The sequence below is a fragment of the Modestobacter sp. URMC 112 genome (assembly GCF_053502575.1).
The window spans coordinates 148,297-163,707 of record NZ_CP199957.1 but is presented as its reverse complement, the minus strand read 5'-3'; the positions used below and the strand labels follow the sequence as shown (position 1 = coordinate 163,707).

The 15,411-nt window shown below is 74.3% G+C and carries 14 protein-coding genes; 6 read left to right on the top strand and 8 right to left on the bottom strand.

Annotated elements, in window-relative coordinates:
• Nucleotides 1-111: 111 nt before the first annotated feature.
• The 3 genes from ACWIX6_RS00775 (at nt 112) to ACWIX6_RS00765 (ending at nt 3,737) form a co-directional block, all read left to right on the top strand.
• On the top strand, nt 112-1,251 hold the full coding sequence (locus ACWIX6_RS00775; RefSeq protein WP_448614938.1) for an N-acetylmuramoyl-L-alanine amidase: 1,140 nt from the start codon (nt 112-114) through the stop codon (nt 1,249-1,251).
• A 75-nt stretch (nt 1,252-1,326) separates the two neighbouring features.
• Nucleotides 1,327-2,742 (top strand): aminotransferase-like domain-containing protein, encoded by a 1,416-nt coding sequence (locus tag ACWIX6_RS00770; protein WP_448614937.1) that lies wholly within the window; start codon nt 1,327-1,329, stop codon nt 2,740-2,742.
• The gene (locus ACWIX6_RS00765) at nt 2,739-3,737 is read left to right on the top strand and encodes a D-alanine--D-alanine ligase family protein (protein WP_448614936.1); all 999 of its coding nucleotides are present in this window, start codon (nt 2,739-2,741) and stop codon (nt 3,735-3,737) included. The genes ACWIX6_RS00770 and ACWIX6_RS00765 overlap by 4 nt, the downstream gene beginning before the upstream one ends.
• Before the next feature lie 73 nt (nt 3,738-3,810).
• Here ACWIX6_RS00765 and ACWIX6_RS00760 read toward each other — a convergent pair whose 3' ends face one another.
• From ACWIX6_RS00760 to rpmH, 8 genes are all read right to left on the bottom strand, one after another.
• Nucleotides 3,811-4,914 carry a ParB/RepB/Spo0J family partition protein gene (locus ACWIX6_RS00760; RefSeq protein WP_448614935.1) on the bottom strand — a complete coding sequence of 368 codons (1,104 nt, stop codon included), beginning with the start codon at nt 4,912-4,914 and terminating at the stop codon, nt 3,811-3,813.
• Nucleotides 4,915-4,942: 28 nt separating this feature from the next.
• Nucleotides 4,943-5,986 (bottom strand): ParA family protein, encoded by a 1,044-nt coding sequence (locus ACWIX6_RS00755; protein WP_448614934.1) that lies wholly within the window; start codon nt 5,984-5,986, stop codon nt 4,943-4,945.
• A gap of 93 nt (nt 5,987-6,079) precedes the next feature.
• Nucleotides 6,080-6,694, bottom strand: a complete 615-nt coding sequence (gene rsmG / locus ACWIX6_RS00750; RefSeq protein WP_448614933.1) for a 16S rRNA (guanine(527)-N(7))-methyltransferase RsmG — start codon at nt 6,692-6,694, stop codon at nt 6,080-6,082.
• 83 nt (nt 6,695-6,777) lie between these two features.
• Complete coding sequence (locus tag ACWIX6_RS00745; protein ID WP_448614932.1) at nt 6,778-7,476, bottom strand: Jag family protein; 699 nt, start codon at nt 7,474-7,476, stop codon at nt 6,778-6,780.
• Nucleotides 7,477-7,569: 93 nt separating this feature from the next.
• Nucleotides 7,570-8,736, bottom strand: coding sequence for a membrane protein insertase YidC (gene yidC, locus ACWIX6_RS00740; RefSeq protein WP_448614931.1), 1,167 nt, complete (start codon nt 8,734-8,736; stop codon nt 7,570-7,572).
• Nucleotides 8,729-9,112 (bottom strand): membrane protein insertion efficiency factor YidD, encoded by a 384-nt coding sequence (gene yidD, locus ACWIX6_RS00735; protein ID WP_448614930.1) that lies wholly within the window; start codon nt 9,110-9,112, stop codon nt 8,729-8,731. The genes yidC and yidD overlap by 8 nt, the downstream gene beginning before the upstream one ends.
• Entirely contained in the window at nt 9,109-9,492 is a 384-nt protein-coding gene (gene rnpA, locus ACWIX6_RS00730) for a ribonuclease P protein component (protein ID WP_448614929.1), read from the bottom strand. Before rnpA ends, yidD begins: the two co-directional genes overlap by 4 nt.
• 1 nt (nt 9,493) lies before the next feature.
• Nucleotides 9,494-9,631: a 50S ribosomal protein L34 gene (rpmH, locus tag ACWIX6_RS00725; protein WP_056296149.1), complete on the bottom strand. Its 138-nt coding sequence runs from the start codon at nt 9,629-9,631 to the stop codon at nt 9,494-9,496.
• Between the two features lie 678 nt (nt 9,632-10,309).
• Between rpmH and dnaA the strand changes: the two genes are divergently transcribed.
• The 3 genes from dnaA to gnd all read left to right on the top strand — a co-directional run bounded on the left by dnaA (nt 10,310) and on the right by gnd (nt 15,296).
• Entirely contained in the window at nt 10,310-12,382 is a 2,073-nt protein-coding gene (gene dnaA, locus ACWIX6_RS00720) for a chromosomal replication initiator protein DnaA (protein ID WP_448614928.1), read from the top strand.
• A gap of 682 nt (nt 12,383-13,064) precedes the next feature.
• Nucleotides 13,065-14,228 carry a DNA polymerase III subunit beta gene (dnaN, locus tag ACWIX6_RS00715; RefSeq protein ID WP_448614927.1) on the top strand — a complete coding sequence of 388 codons (1,164 nt, stop codon included), beginning with the start codon at nt 13,065-13,067 and terminating at the stop codon, nt 14,226-14,228.
• Between the two features lie 135 nt (nt 14,229-14,363).
• A complete protein-coding gene (gene gnd / locus ACWIX6_RS00710) occupies nt 14,364-15,296 on the top strand; it encodes a phosphogluconate dehydrogenase (NAD(+)-dependent, decarboxylating) (protein ID WP_448614926.1) in 933 nt (310 codons plus the stop codon).
• Nucleotides 15,297-15,411: the final 115 nt, after the last annotated feature.

Genomic DNA, 15,411 nt, shown 5'->3' with positions numbered 1-15,411 from the left:
GATGGACGGGCGGGCCTCGTCGTCCGTGCGTCCCCCGGTGCGCGGGCGGCGACGGGGGCGGGACACAATCGACGCCGACACGTCCCGTCCCCCGAGGAGGAGCGGCCCCGTATGGAGATCCTGCGTCCCGGCAGCTCCGGTCCGGCCGTGGCCGAGGTGCGCGCCGTGCTGCGCGCGCTGGGCCTGCTCACGGTGGCCGCCGACATGGACGGCGACCAGGGGCCGGCGGTCTTCGACGCGGCGACCGAGCTCGCCGTCCGGCACTTCCAGCAGATCCGTGGCCTGTCCGTGGACGGCCGGGTGGGGGAGGAGACCTACCGGGCGCTCAACGAGGCCCGCTGGTCGCTGGGGGACCGGCTGCTCCGGTACGACCCCGAGCGCCCGGCCCGCGGCGACGACGTGCGCCGGCTGCAGGAGCTGCTGCTGGAGCTGGGCTACGACGCCGGCCGCGCGGACGGGATCCTCGGCCCGGAGACGGAGTCCGGGCTGCGCGACTTCCAGCGGGACTACGGGCTGAACGCCGACGGCACCTGCGGCCCGGCCACCCTGCGGGCGCTCAAGCAGCTGGGCCGCCGGGTCACCGGCGGCCGGCCGCAGCTGCTGCGGCAGAGCGCCTCCCTGGTCGACTCCGGCCCGCACCTGATCGGCCGGGTGGTCGTCATCGACCCCGGCCACGGCGGCGCGGACACCGGGTACACGGCGGGGGAGACCACCGAGGCCGACCTGGTGTTCGACCTGGCCTCCCGGATCGAGGGCCGGCTGGCCGCCGCCGGTGCCCGGGTGTACCTGACCCGCGGGCGGACCGGCGGTCCCGGCCCGGAGGAGCGCACCGCGTTCGCGAACGACGCCCGGGCCGACCTGTTCCTCTCGCTGCACATGGAGGCGCACGGCTCGGCGCACGCCCGCGGCGTGGCCAGCTACTACTACGGCACCGGGTCCGGGGCGAGCTCCACGGTGGGCGAGCAGTTCGCGAACCTGGCCCGCCGCGAGATCATCGCCCGGACCGGCATGCTGGACTGCGGGTCGCACGCCAAGACGTGGGACATCCTGCGGATGACCCGGATGCCGTCCGTCCGGGTCGACTGCGGGTACCTGTCCCACCCCGTCGACCGCCTGCTGCTGCTCGACGCGCGGCTGCGCAGCACGATCGCCCAGGCCATCGTCGCCTCGGTGCAGCGGCTCTTCCTGCCCGCCGAGGCCGACCCGCCCACCGGCACCTTCCTCCTGCCCGCGGGTCAGCGGGCCCCGTGAGGTGGATGTGACGGGACGGTCACTCACAGCGCGTCCCGCGCGGGTCCAGGAACAGAGCCGCCTAGACTCCGACGGGTGACCCCGAAAGCGTCCGACCCGACGGTCGGCTCAGGTCAGGTCGGGGCGCACTCCGCCGGTGCGTCCCCGCACGTCCACCACCGCCACCCGCGGCTGGACCCCCTGGCAGACCGCTACGCGGCCCGCACCCACGGGATGAAGAGCTCGGAGATCCGGGCGCTGTTCTCCGTGGTGAGCCGGCCCGAGGTCGTCTCGCTGGCCGGCGGCATGCCCGCGGTCACCGCCCTGCCGCTGGACGCGGTCGGCTCGATGATCGGCGACCTGGTCTCCGGCATGGGCGCACAGACCCTGCAGTACGGCTCGGGCCAGGGCGACCCCCGGCTGCGCGAGCGGATCTGCGACGTGATGGCCCTGGAGGGCATCACCGACGCCTCGCCCAGCGAGGTCGTGGTGACCGTCGGCTCCCAGCAGGGCCTGGACCTGGTCACCCGGGTCTTCGTCGACCCGGGCGACGTCGTCCTGGCCGAGGCGCCGTCCTACGTCGGTGCGCTGGGGGTCTTCCAGGCCGCCCAGGCCCGGGTGCGACACGTCGCGATGGACGACCAGGGCCTGATCCCGGAGGCGCTGGAGCAAGCGCTGCGGGAGTGCCGGGCCGCGGGGGAGCGGGTCAAGTTCCTCTACACGGTGCCCAACTTCCACAACCCCGCCGGCGTGACGCTGACCGAGCCACGCCGCGAGGCGGTCATCGCGCTGGCCGAGCAGTACGACCTGCTGGTCATCGAGGACAACCCCTACGGCCTGCTCGGCTTCGACCACGAGCCGATGCGCGCCCTGCGCGCCCGCAACGAGGACCGGGTCATCTACCTCGGCTCGTTCTCCAAGACGTTCTCCCCGGGCCTGCGGGTGGGCTGGGTGCTGGCCCCGCTGGCGGTCCGCGAGAAGCTCGTGCTGGCCACCGAGGCGCAGGTGCTCTGCCCGCCGTCGCTCACCCAGTACGCGGTCGCCCGCTACCTGGACACCCAGCCGTGGCGCGAGCAGATCAAGGTCTTCACCGAGCTCTACCGGGAGCGTCGCGACGCCACCCTGGAGTCGCTGCAGGCGCTGATGCCGGCCGGCACGACCTGGACCCGCCCGGACGGCGGGTTCTACGTCTGGCTGAAGCTGCCGCACGGCCTGGACGCCAAGCTCATGCAGCCGCGTGCGGTCGCCGCACACGTGGCCTACGTCCCCGGGATCGGCTTCTACGCCGACGGGAGCGGCCAGGAGTACATGCGGCTGTCCTACTGCTACCCCGAGCCCGATCGCATCCGCGAGGGCGTGCGGCGGCTGGCGCGGGTGATCGAGGCCGAGCTGGACCTGCACGCCACCTTCGACGCCGTGGACACCGGCACGTTCGCCGCCGTCCGGCCCGCTCCCGCTCCTCCGCCGGTCATCGGGCCGGCCAACAGCGACCAGACCGAGGACTCCGTATGAGCGACCCGGCCGCGGCCGCCGTCGACGGTGCCGCCCGCGGGGAGCACCCGCTGCGGGCACTGGTGCTGGCCGGCGGGCTCACCTTCGAACGCGAGGTGAGCCTGTCCTCCGCCGGCCAGGTGATGGAGGCGCTGCACCGGTCGCACGTGGAGGCCGAGCTGCACGACGCGGACGCCGAGCTGCTGCCCGGCCTGTCGGCGCACCCCGCCGACGCGGTGTTCATCGCGCTGCACGGCGCGACCGGCGAGGACGGCGCCCTCCGCGCGGTGCTCGACCTGGCCGGGGTCCCCTACGTCGGTTCCCCCGCGGCGGCCTGCCGGCTCGCCTGGGACAAGCCGGCGGCCAAGTCCGTCATCCGGAGCGCCGGGGTGACCACGCCGGACTGGGTGGCGCTGCCGCACAGCACCTTCCGTGAGCTCGGCGCCGGGGCCGTGCTGGACCTGATCGTGGCCCGGCTCGGGTTGCCGCTGATGGTCAAGCCGGCCTCCGGCGGGTCCTCGCTCGGTGCCCAGAAGATCAGCCGGGTCGAGGACCTGCCGGCGGCCATGGTGAGCTCCTTCGCCTACGGCGACACCGTGCTGGTCGAGCGCTTCGTCGAGGGCGTCGAGCTTGCCCTGTCGGTGGTCGACCTCGGCGAGGGGCCACAGGCGCTGCCCGCGGTGGAGATCGCGCCCGAGTCCGGCGTCTTCGACTACACGTCGCGGTACACCCCGGGGCTCACCGAGTACCACGCACCGGCCCGGCTGCCCGAGGACGTGGCTGCCCGGGCGGCGGAGGTCGCCCTGGCGGCGCACCGGGCGCTGGGGCTGGCCGACCTGTCCCGGACCGACGCCATCGTCACGCCGGACGGGGCGGTGCACTTCCTCGAGGTGAACGTGTCCCCCGGGCTCACCGAGACCTCGATGTTCCCGATGGCCCTGGAGGCCGCCGGGCTCGACCTCGGCGACGTCCTCACCCGACTGCTGACGCGACGCGCGAGCACGTCGTCGTCCTGACGGACAGCGCGGCCACCCGTCCGTCCCTCCTCAGGCCTTTTCCGTCAGTGACGCAACGGGCCTGAGGAGCTGCTCATTCGGTCGACGGGCCGTTGCCGCGCCCGGAGAGGTCCGGGGCCATCATGCCGATGATCCGCTGCAGGTCGTCGACGGACCCGAACTCCACCACGATCCGGCCCTTGGCCCGGCCGATCTGCACCTTGACCTTGGTCTCGAAGACGTCGGACAGCCGGCCGGCGAGGTCCTCCACGCCCGGCGCGTTGAGCCGGCGGTTGGTCCGGCGGGCCGCCGTCGGCGACGCGGCCACGGCGAGGGACACCGCCTCCTCCGTGGCCCGGACCGACATGCCCTCGGCCACGATCCGGGCAGCCAGCGCGTCCTGCGCGTCGGCCTCCGGGAGGCCGAGCAGGGCCCGGGCGTGGCCGGCGGAGAGCACGCCGGCGGCCACCCGGGTCTGCACCTTCACCGGGAGCTTCAGCAGCCGGATGGTGTTGGTGACCTGCGACCGGCTGCGGCCGATCCGGCCGGCCAGCTCCTCGTGGGTGGCGCCGAACTCCTCCAGCAGCTGCTGGTAGGCCGCCGCCTCCTCCAGCGGGTTGAGCTGGACCCGGTGGATGTTCTCCAGCAGGGCGTCGCGGAGCATCGCGTCGTCGGAGGTGAAGCGGACGATCGCCGGCACGGACTGCAGCCCCGCGGACCGGGCGGCCCGCAGTCGCCGCTCGCCCATGATGAGCTCGTAGCCGCCCTCGGGCGCCTCGCGGACCACGATCGGCTGGAGCAGCCCGAACTCGCGCACGGAGTGGGTGAGCTCCTCGAGCGCCTCGTCGTCGAAGACCGTCCGCGGCTGCTTGGGGTTGGGGACGACGTCGTCCACCGGGACCTCGCGCAGCTGCGCTCCGGGGACGCCCTGGACGCGCTCCAGCTCGGTGGCCTCGCCCGGCGCCGGCACCCGCTCGACGACGTCCGCCGGTCCCGTCGGCGAGGGGGCCGGCGGCGTGGCCCGCTCCGTCCAGCCCTGCGGCCCGGACGGCGCCGGGTCCGGCCGTTCCACCGTCCCGACGGCGGAGCCCGACTCGGCCGCCTCGGCCGCGCGGGCCGCGGGGGTGGCCGTGGGCGCCGGCGCGCTGGTGGGGATGAGGGCCGCCAGGCCCCGGCCGAGGCCGCCGCGCTTCGTCACGTGTAGATCTCCTCGATGTCGGTTGCCGTCACGCGCCGTGCCTGCCGGTGAGACCGGGGGTGGACACCGGTTCGCCCAGCACCAGGGCGGCCACCGGCGGGGCCGGCGGTGGCGGCGGCGGGGGAGGCGGCGCCGGGGTCAGCCGCGCGCCGCGCTCGGCGAGCTCCTTGGCCGCCTCGACGTAGCTGGTCGCGCCGCGGGACCCGGGGTCGTAGGTGAGCACCGACTGCCCGTAGCCGGGCGCCTCGCTCACCCGGACGTTGCGCGGGATGACGGCGTCCAGCACCAGGTCGCCGAAGTGGTTGCGGACCTCGTCGGCCACCTGGTCGGCCAGCTTCGTCCGGCCGTCGTACATGGTCAGCAGGATCGTGCTCACCGAGATGCCCGGGTTGAGGTGCGCCCGGACCAGGTCGATGTTGGACAGCAGCTGCCCGAGGCCCTCCAGCGCGTAGTACTCGCACTGGATCGGGATGAGCACCTCGTCCCCGGCCACCAGGGCGTTCAGGGTCAACAGGCCCAGGGACGGCGGGCAGTCGATGAGCACGTAGTGCGGGCGCAGGTCGGCGGGGGCGTCGGCCAGGTGAGCCTCGATGGCCCGGCGGAGCCGGTGCTCGCGGGCCACCATCGAGACCAGCTCGATCTCCGCCCCTGCCAGGTCGATCGTCGCCGGTACGCAGTGCAGGAGCGGGCTCGCCGTGGTCCGCGCGGCCACCTCCAGCAGCGGCGTCTCACCGACCAGGGTGTCGTAGATCGACGGCGTCCCGACGGTGTGCTCGACGCCCAGCGCCGTGCTGGTGTTCCCCTGGGGGTCGAGGTCGATGACCAGGGTCCGCAGCCCGTACATGGCCAGGGCGACGCCGAGGTTCACCGTGGACGTGGTCTTACCGACCCCGCCCTTCTGGTTGGCGACGGTGATCACCCGGATCCGCCCGGGCGCCGGGAAGGGGTCCTGGTGGGCCGCGTGCAGCACGCGGGTGGCCCGCATCGCCTCCATGGCGATCGGGCTGTCGAACTCGGCGGGGCCCTGCTCGGCGGTGAGGCTGTGCCGCAACCGCTCGCCCGGGTCGGTCATCGGTGCGTCCCCCTCACCGCCGTGTTCCACGTGGAACGCGCACGTCGTGCTGCTGTTCCACGTGGAACGGTTCGTGCCGGCCGCGGAGCGCGGTCACCGGCCACTCCGGGTCATGACCACCACGGTAGTGGCTGCCGCGCCCAGCCCGACACCGACGGCCCGGGTCCGCACGTCCCGCATCCCGGCGGCCTCGAGTTGCGGCACGAGCCCGGGCACCTCGGCTGCGGCGCGGGCACCGACCAGGGCGACCAGCTGGGCGCCGGGCCGCAGCAGCCCGCGACACCAGCCGACCAGCCGGGGCAGCGGGGCGACCGCCCGGGCGGTGACCACGTCCACCGGGCCCACGGCCCGGACGACCGACCGTTCCTCCGCCCGGCCACGCACCACCCGCCACGACGCGCCCAGCGTCGCCGTCACGTCCTCGAGGAACTCCACCCGCCGGGCCATCGGCTCCACCAGCGTCACCGCGAGGTCGCGGCGGGCCAGGGCGAGCGGGATGCCGGGCAGCCCGGCGCCGCTGCCCACGTCGACCACCCGTGCGCCGGCCGGCACGGCCTCGGCCATGGCGGCGCTGTTGAGCACGTGCCGGTCCCAGAGCCGCGGCACCTCGCGAGGGCCGATCAGGCCACGCACCACGCCGTCGCCGGCCAGCATCCCGACGTACCGGACGGCGTCGTCGAGGGCGTCGCCGAAGACCTCCCGCGCCACCTTAGGTGGTTCCGGAACGACAACGTCCGTACTGGGCCCGACCTGCGCGTCCTGCTGCTCGTCGCGGCCCGGGACCTCCTCGTTCACGCGTCGGGCAGGACCACGACGCGGCGGTTCGGCTCCTCGCCCTCCGACTCGCTGCGCACCCCGGGAGCCGCGGCGATGACGTCGTGGACGACCTTGCGCTCGAAGGGGTTCATCGCCGCCATCCGCTCGGGCTGCCGGCTCTGCGCGACCCTGGCGGCGGCCTCGGTGGCCAGCGCCGTCAGGTCGGCCCGCCGCTTGGCCCGGAAGCCGCCGATGTCCAGCATCAGCCGGCTGCGGACCCCGGTGGACTGGGCGACCGCGAGCCGGGTCAGCTCCTGCAGCGCCTCCAGGGTGGCCCCGTCGGGCCCGATCAGCGTCTTGAGCTGCCCGCCGACGACCGCGACCGACGCCCGGTCGCCCTCGACGTCCAGGTCGATGTCGCCGTCCACGTCCAGGATGTCCAGCAGCCGCTCGAGGTAGTCGCCGGCGACGTCGCCCTCGCGGACCAGCAGGCTGTCCCCGGTCTCGTCGTCCTCGTCGTCGTCCTCGTCGTCGTCCTCCTCGTCCGCGTCGTCCGCGTCGTCCTCGTCGTCGTCCTCGAGGACGTCGATCGGCTCGACCAGGGCGTCGGTGGACGCGTCGTCGGCGTCGGGGAGCGCCGGGCTGTCCGCGCCGTCGGTCGGCTCGCCGCGGGTCAGCACCGCGTCGGAGGTCGCCTCGGCGGTGGTGGCGGTGTCGTTGTCGGGTGCACTCACGGTGGTTCCTCCCAGGATCGTGCAGGCGGCCGGGCTGGCCCGGTGGTCGAGGGGCCGGCGGGGCCGTTCGCGGCCGCGCCGCCGGCCGGCGGGTCAGCGGCGCTTGCGCTTCCCCCGGTTGGCCGGGGCCTGGCCGGAGCCGCCGCGGGGCCGCGCGGCCCCCGAGGGGCGGCTGCCGGTGCTGCCGGCAGCGGTGGACCCGGTGCTCCGTCCGGGCACGCCGTCGTCCAGGCCGCCGTCCGGGACGCCGTCCGGGACGCCGTCCGGGACGCCGTCCAGCGGCTGACCGGTGTCCGCGGCCCCCCCGGCCGGTGCCGTGCCGTCGGGGCCGACCGTGGACTCCGGGGCGACGGTGGGGGAGGCGGGACGACCGGGCTTCGGGCGGACCGGCTTCGCGCCGGGCCGGGGCGCCAGGGCCTTGGGGTCGATCGCCGGCTTGTCCGCGGCGGCCTTGGCCAGGGCCGCGGGCGATCCGGGCGGGGGCAGCTTCTTGAGGATGTAGAACTGCTGGCCCAGGGTCCACAGGTTGTTGGTGAACCAGTAGAGGAGCACCCCGACCGGGAAGAAGAAGCCGGTGACGAAGAGGCTCAGCGGCATGCCGTAGAGCAGCAGCTTCTGGACCATCGCGGCCTGGCCCTCGACCGGGCCGGAGCGCCGCATGATCTGCCGCTGCGTGTAGTACGTCGTCGCGCACATGATCACGATCAGGATGAACGAGACGACCCGGATGCTGGTGTAGCCGACCCCCGGCAGCGCCAGGATCGCCTGCTCCTTGGCGCCGTCCATGTTGAACGACGAGGAGATCGGTGCGCCGAACAGCGAGGCCGAGGCGGCCTGGTCGGTGAGCTGGTCGTCCCAGCTGTAGAGCCCCTCCTTGCCGGGGGCGAGCCGGCGCAGCACGTGGAACAGCGAGATGAAGACCGGGATCTGCGGCAGGATCGGCAGGCAGCCGGCCAGCGGGTTGACCCCGCGCTCCTTCTGCAGGGCCATCATCGCCTGGCTGAAGCCCTGCTTGTCGTTGCCGTACTGCTTGCGCAGCTTCTGGATCTCCGGCTGGATCTCCTGCATCGCCCGCTGGGACTTCACCTGCTTGACGAACAGCCGGAACAGCAGCAGCCGGATCGTCACGACGAGGAACACGATGGACAGCGCCCAGGTGATGCCGCTGGCCGGGTCCAGGAAGGTGGAGAACAGCGTGTGCCACTGCTTCATCACCCAGGCGATGGCGGTGTAGAACCAGTTCAGGTTGATGTCAAACAACGCCAGCCTCCTGCGGCGGGGTCCGGCCGGGAGCCGGCCGGGGAGCACGATGGGGAGCCTCGGGGAGATCCGGCGCCGCTGTGCTCGACGAACGGACGGGGTCCGGTGTCCCGGCCGGACCGGCCGGGACGGACGCGTGGGACGGCGGCACCAGGTCGACGCCGCCCGGGTGCCAGGGAGCGCACTTCGCCAGCCGCCGCAGGGCCAGCCAGCTGCCCCGGGCCGCCCCGTGCGCCTCCAGCGCCTCGACGGCGTAGGCGCTGCAGGTGGGCTGGAAGCGGCAGCGCGGCGGCAGCACCGGGCTCACGGCGTGCTGGTAGAAGCCGACGCAGGCCAGCAGCGCACGGGCGACCGGCCCACGGGGACGGATGGTCACGAGCGGGGCGCCCGGTCGCCGAGCAACCGGTCCAGGCCGGCGTCCAGGTCGCGGCCGAGCACCGCGGACGCGGCACCGGCGGCCTCCGGCCGGGCCCGCACGACGAGGTCGGCGGTGCCGGGCAGGCGGTGCAGCCGCGCGCGGACCAGGGAACGCAGCTGCCGGGTCACCCGGTGCCGGCAGACCGAGTTGCCCACGGCCTTGCCGACCACGAAACCGGCCCGTGGCCCGGGCGGGGGGTCGCTGGGACCCCCGGCCTGGGCGACGGGCCGTACGGGGAGGTAGTGCAGCACCATCGTCGGCCGACCGGCGCGGCGACCGGTCCGGACGACCACGGTGAAGTCCGGCCGCCGGCGCAGGCGTGCCTGCGCTGGCAGCACCTCAGGCGGAGAGCTTGTCGCGACCCTTGCGCCGGCGGCCGGCGAGGATGGCGCGGCCGGCACGGGTGCGCATCCGCAGCCGGAAGCCGTGGGTCTTGGACCGCCGGCGGTTGTTCGGCTGGAACGTGCGCTTGCTCACGAGGGACTCCCACTGACTGACGACGTCGGCGCGGCGCTGCCCGGGATCGGGCCTCACACGCGTGCGGGCGCAGGCTGGTCGCGAGGACCGCGACCGCACCTGAGCCCGAGGCTGGTGTGCCGTGGACGGCGACCGGGTGACCGCGAGCTCGCACGGGCACACCGGTCCGCTGTCCACAGACGCCGACCAGCATAGCCGAGTCCCGCCGGCCACCGCGCCGTGCCCGCCGAACCGGCCGACCCGTCATGCTGCACCCACCGGAGCACCGGCCGGCACGGACACGCCGCCGCGGCCGGCGGACCCGGGGACGGACTCCCCGGTCCTCGTTGCCGGGCTGTGGACGGGGCTGTTAGCGTCGCCGTCGCTCCGCGGTGGACCGGACGGTCCCACCAGGGGCGACGACCTGGCCGGCGAGCCGGCCGCACGACGACCCCGGCGGATGCCCGAGGACCGGGCTGACCTGCGAGGACGGCATCCGGGCGGGACCGGTCCGGATCGGTGTCCGCGCGACCGGCCCGGAGCCGTGCACACTCTGTGGACACCGGTGTGGACCGAGCGCGGTTGGATGTCCACAACTGGGGACCGGCCGGGGGACCGGCGGTCCCCGGGACGGGCGGGGCGCCGAGGCGGACCGTCGAGGCGTTCCGGAGCCGAGCGCAGGAAGAGGGGACACAGTCGATGGCCGACTCCACGGTCGACCTGGCGACGGTCTGGGACCAGATCCGCGACCGGCTCGCCACCAGTCTGTCCCCGCAGCAGAACGCGATGCTGAACCTCACCCGGCCGCTGGGCCTGGTGGAGGACACCGCCGTCCTGGCCGCCCCCAACGAGTTCACCCAGACCGTGCTCGAGTCGCGGATGCGGCTGGTGCTGGCCGAGGCGCTGTCCGAGCAGTTCGGGCGGGCCATCCGGGTCGCCGTCCAGTTGGAGGACGCCCCCGCGCAGCCGGCGGCCGCGCCGGCCACCGATCCCGCCGACGCCCAGCAGCCGCTGGACCCGCGGTGGGGAGCGGGGGCGGCGGCCGACCGCGAGCGCGCGCCCGCCCGGGACGGTGCCCGGCCCGCTCCGGCCCGGCCCGCCGACCGCTTCGAGTCCTACGTCCAGCAGCGGCTGCCCGAGGACCGCTACGCCGCCGACCGGTTCTCCCCCGAGGGGTTCGGCGGGGACCAGTTCGGCGGGGACCAGTTCGCCGGGGACCAGTTCAGCGGGGACCGCTTCGCCTCCGGCACCCCGGCACCGGAGCCCTTCACCGACGAACGGTTCAGCGACGAGCGCTACGGCTCGGGCTTCCCGGCCGGCCGCACCGACGACGACCGCGCCGCACGTGAGCGCGCCGCCCGGGACCGGGCCGCGCAGGACCGGGCCGAGGAGGACCGGGCGGCCCGCGACCGCGCCGACGACGGGCGCAGTGCGTTCGGCGTGCGCAGCGACGCGGTCCGCAGCGACGTCTGGCTGCCCGAGTCCGGCGACGGACGGGACTGGTCGCGCGGTGCGGCCGCCCCCGACCGACCGGAGCAGGACGCTGCCGGGTCGGGGCCGCCGCGCTCGGCCGGCCCGGCTGGGCAGCCGGCCGAGGACGGCCGGCGGGGAGTGGCCCCGTGGGACGCCGACCCCGCCGATCGGACGGGAGCCGACCGGCGTTCCAGCGACCGCCCGCAGTCCCGGGGGTCCGGCGCCGTCCCGCTGTTCGCCGACCGGCACCGCCCGGCCGGCCTGGACCCGGGGCTGAACCCCAAGTACGTCTTCGACTCCTTCGTCATCGGCAACAGCAACCGGTTCGCCCACGCCGCGGCGGTGGCCGTCGCCGAGGCGCCGGCGCGGGCCTACAACCCGCTGTTCATCTACGGGGACTCCGGGCTGGGCAAGACCCACCTGCTGCACGCCATCGGGCACTACGCCGCCCGGATGTTCCCCAACGTGCGGGTGCGTTACGTCAGTACGGAGGAGTTCACCAACGAGTTCATCAACCTGGTGCACTCCGGCCGGGCCGAGGACTTCCGGCGCCGCTACCGGGACATCGACTTCCTGCTGATCGACGACATCCAGTTCCTGGAGCGCGCCGAGCGCACCCAGGAGGAGTTCTTCCACACCTTCAACACCCTGCACAACGCCAGCAAGCAGATCGTCATCACCTCCGACCGGGCGCCGAAGAAGCTCACGACGCTGGAGGACCGGCTGCGGACCCGCTTCGAGTGGGGGCTGATCACCGACGTGCAGGCGCCGGACCTGGAGACCCGCATCGCCATCCTGCGCAAGAAGGCGTGGGGCGAGCGCCTGCAGGCCCCGGACGCCGTGCTGGAGTTCATCGCCAGCAAGGTGCAGACCAACATCCGCGAGCTCGAGGGCGCGCTCATCCGGGTGACCGCCTTCGCCAGCCTGAACAAGCAGCCGGTCGACCTGGCGCTCGCCGAGCTGGTGCTCAAGGACCTGATCAGCGACGAGCAGGGCCCGCAGATCACCGCAGCGATCATCATGGCCGCGACCGCGGAGTACTTCTCCGTGACGATGGAGGAGCTGCAGGGCGCCAACCGCAGCCGCACCCTGGTCAACGCCCGGCAGATCGCCATGTACCTGTGCCGGGAGCTCACCGAGCTGTCCCTGCCGCGGATCGGCGCCTCGTTCGGCGGCAAGGACCACACCACGGTCATGCACGCGGTCAAGAAGATCACCGGCCTGATGAGCGAGCGCCGGGCCACCTACACCCAGGTCACCGAGCTCACCGCCCGGATCAAGAGCCGCGCGCGGTCGTGACACGACGGCCGGTGACCGACCTGCCGGGCCGGTGACCGTCCTCCCCGTGTCCCCTTGTCCCCAGGACTGTGCACAGGTTGGGGAGATCTCCGCTCCTCCCGCCGATGCCCAGGACGTCCACCGCCGCGGGGTCCGCCTCCACCCCTCTGCGGGGCGCTGACCTGCGACGTCCCCCGTCCGGGGAGCAGCTGTCCACACACTGCGGACGCCGGTCGCCGCCGTCCCCCACTCCCCAGCTGGGGGCACGGGGTGGGGACGGACCTGCGCGCCGGCAGGGGACGTGGGGTGGACACCGCCCGCCGGCGGTGCACAGCGGTCGAGTTGTCCACGTGTCGACACAGGACGACGGTCACCAGCCCACAGCGGGCCAACAGGGCCGGACGGGGACTGACCTGCGCCGACGGGCCCGGTCCCCAGCTTCCACACCTGTGATGACGAAGATGAGGTACTTCTCCCAGGGTTGTCTCGAACCACACTCCCGATGGGGACCGCCCGGCCCGGCCCGCTCCGCGACCACCGGGGCCGGACGAGGGCACCGATCAGCGACAGGGCTGTCCGCGGGGGCACCTGGCACGGCACGATGAGCGGCGCAGGGGAGGATGAGCGCCGCACGCGGTGCCCGCCGGCCGCACGCACCAGCAGCGCAGACAGCAGTACGGACGAGCATGGGGTGGATCTCGAGATGAAGTTCCGGGTGGCACGTGAGGTGCTCGCCGAGGCCGTTGCCTGGACGGCGCGCAGCCTGCCGCCGCGGCCCTCGGTGCCGGTCCTGGCCGGGATCATGCTGGAGGTCGAGGGCTCCCAGCTGTCGGTCTCCGGGTTCGACTACGAGGTCTCGGCCCGCTCGGAGATCGACGTCCAGTCCACCGAGGGCGGCCGCACCCTGGTGCCCGGCCGGCTGCTGGCCGAGATCACCCGGGCCCTGCCCCCGCACCCGGTCGAGATCGTCGCCGAGGGCGCGCGGCTGTCGATCAGCTGCGGCAACGCCCGGTTCTCGCTGCCCACGCTCCCGGTGGAGGACTACCCGTCCCTGCCGTCGATGCCGTCCACCGCCGGCACGGTGGACAGCGACGCCTTCGCCGAGGCGGTCGGCCAGGTCGCGGTGGCCGCCGGCCGCGACGACACCCTCCCGATGCTCACCGGCGTCCGGCTGGAGATCGAGGACGACCTGGTCACCCTGGCCGCCACCGACCGGTACCGGCTCGCCGTCCGGGAGTTCGCCTGGCGCCCGGAGACCCCGGGGCTCACCGCGGCCGTGCTGGTGCCCGCGCGCACCCTCGCCGACGCCGCCAAGACGCTGACCAGCGGCCCCGAGGTCGTGCTGTCGCTGTCCTCGGGCGGCTCCGGCGAGGGCATCCTGGGCCTGTCGGGCAAGGACCGGCAGACCACCACCCGGCTGCTGGACGCCGAGTTCGTCAAGTACCGCGCGATCATGCCCAGCGAGTCGACGTCCAGCGCCCTGCTGCCGGTGGGGCTGTTCACCGACGCGGCCAAGCGGGTCGCGCTGGTCGCCGAGCGCGGGACGCCGTTGCGCTGCGAGTTCACCCCCGGCCAGGTCACGCTGCGGGCCGGCGGCAGCGACGAGGAGGGCCAGGCCGAGGAGCGGTGCGACGTCGAGTTCGACGGGGACGCGCTGACCATCGGCTTCAACCCGACGTTCCTGCTCGACGGGCTGGCCGCGGTGCACACCGACCGCGCCCGGATGGACTTCACCACCGCGCTCAAGCCCGCGGTGCTGTCCGGCGTCGAGGAGCCCGCGGCCGACGACGACGGCGCCCCGCAGCGTCCCGCCGAGCGCCCGGGCAGCTACCGCTACCTGATCATGCCGGTGCGCCTCCCCGGTTAAAGGACCCTCCTGCCCCCCACCCGCTCGCAGGCTCGCGGGCGGGCCCCTGCAGGAGGGCCACCCCGGTCGGGCGGGCGCGCGGCTGGTCGAGCACGATGGGCCGCGGACGGACGTCGACGTTGAGGAGGACCAGCCGTGCAGCTGGGGATGGTCGGGCTGGGCAAGATGGGCGGCAACATGACCGAGCGGCTGCGCCGCGCCGGTCACGAGGTGGTCGGCTACGACCACTCGTCGCCCAAACGGGACGTCGACAGCCTCGAGGCGCTGGTCCAGGCGCTCGAGGCGCCGCGCGTCGTCTGGGTGATGGTGCCGTCCGGCGAGCCGACCCGGGCCACCGTCAAGGAGCTGGCCGAGCTGCTCAGCCCCGAGGACGTCATCGTCGACGGCGGCAACTCGAAGTACACCGACGACCAGCTCCACGACGTCCTGTGCCGGGAGAAGGGCATCGGGTACGTCGACGCCGGCGTCTCCGGCGGGGTGTGGGGCCTGGAGAACGGCTACGCCCTGATGGTCGGCGGCACGAAGGAGGACGTCGCCAAGGTGCAGCCGGTGTTCGACGCGCTCCGGCCCCCCGCGCCGAAGGACGAGTCCGGCCAGGAGATGCCCGGCGCGGGCTTCGTGCACGCCGGCCCGGTCGGCGCCGGCCACTTCAGCAAGATGGTCCACAACGGCATCGAGTACGCGCTGATGCAGGCATACGGCGAGGGCTACGAGCTGCTGGCCGCCGTCGACCTGATCGAGGACGTCCCCGGCGTCATCGCCTCGTGGACCCAGGGGACCGTCATCCGCTCCTGGCTCTTGGACCTGCTGGTCCGCGCGCTGGAGGAGGACCCGGCGCTGGAGAAGACCAGCGGCTACGCCGAGGACTCCGGCGAGGGCCGGTGGACCGTCGAGCAGGCCATCGAGAACGCCGTCCCGATGCCCACGATCGCCGCCTCGCTGTTCGCCCGGTTCTCCTCCCGGCAGGAGGACTCCCCGACGATGAAGGCCGTCGCCGCGCTGCGCAACCAGTTCGGCGGGCACGCCGTCCGGGCGATCCAGGCGCAGGAGGCCGAGGAGCCCGCCTGAAGAAGGACCCCCTTGCCCCCCACCACTCGCGAGCTCGCGGCGGGACCCTGCAAGGGGGCCTGACCCCCCACGCCTCGCGAGCTCGCGGCGGGACCCTGCAAGGGGGCCTGACCCC

Bases quoted from the DNA above. Each gene is read 5' to 3' on its own strand.
- ACWIX6_RS00775 (WP_448614938.1), top strand. From the start codon at position 112: ATGGAGATCCTGCGTCCCGGCAGCTCCGGTCCGGCCGTGGCCGAGGTG.
- ACWIX6_RS00765 (WP_448614936.1), top strand. From the start codon at position 2,739: ATGAGCGACCCGGCCGCGGCCGCCGTCGACGGTGCCGCCCGCGGGGAG.
- ACWIX6_RS00755 (WP_448614934.1), bottom strand. From the start codon at position 5,986: ATGACCGACCCGGGCGAGCGGTTGCGGCACAGCCTCACCGCCGAGCAG.
- dnaA (WP_448614928.1), top strand. From the start codon at position 10,310: ATGGCCGACTCCACGGTCGACCTGGCGACGGTCTGGGACCAGATCCGC.
- dnaN (WP_448614927.1), top strand. From the start codon at position 13,065: ATGAAGTTCCGGGTGGCACGTGAGGTGCTCGCCGAGGCCGTTGCCTGG.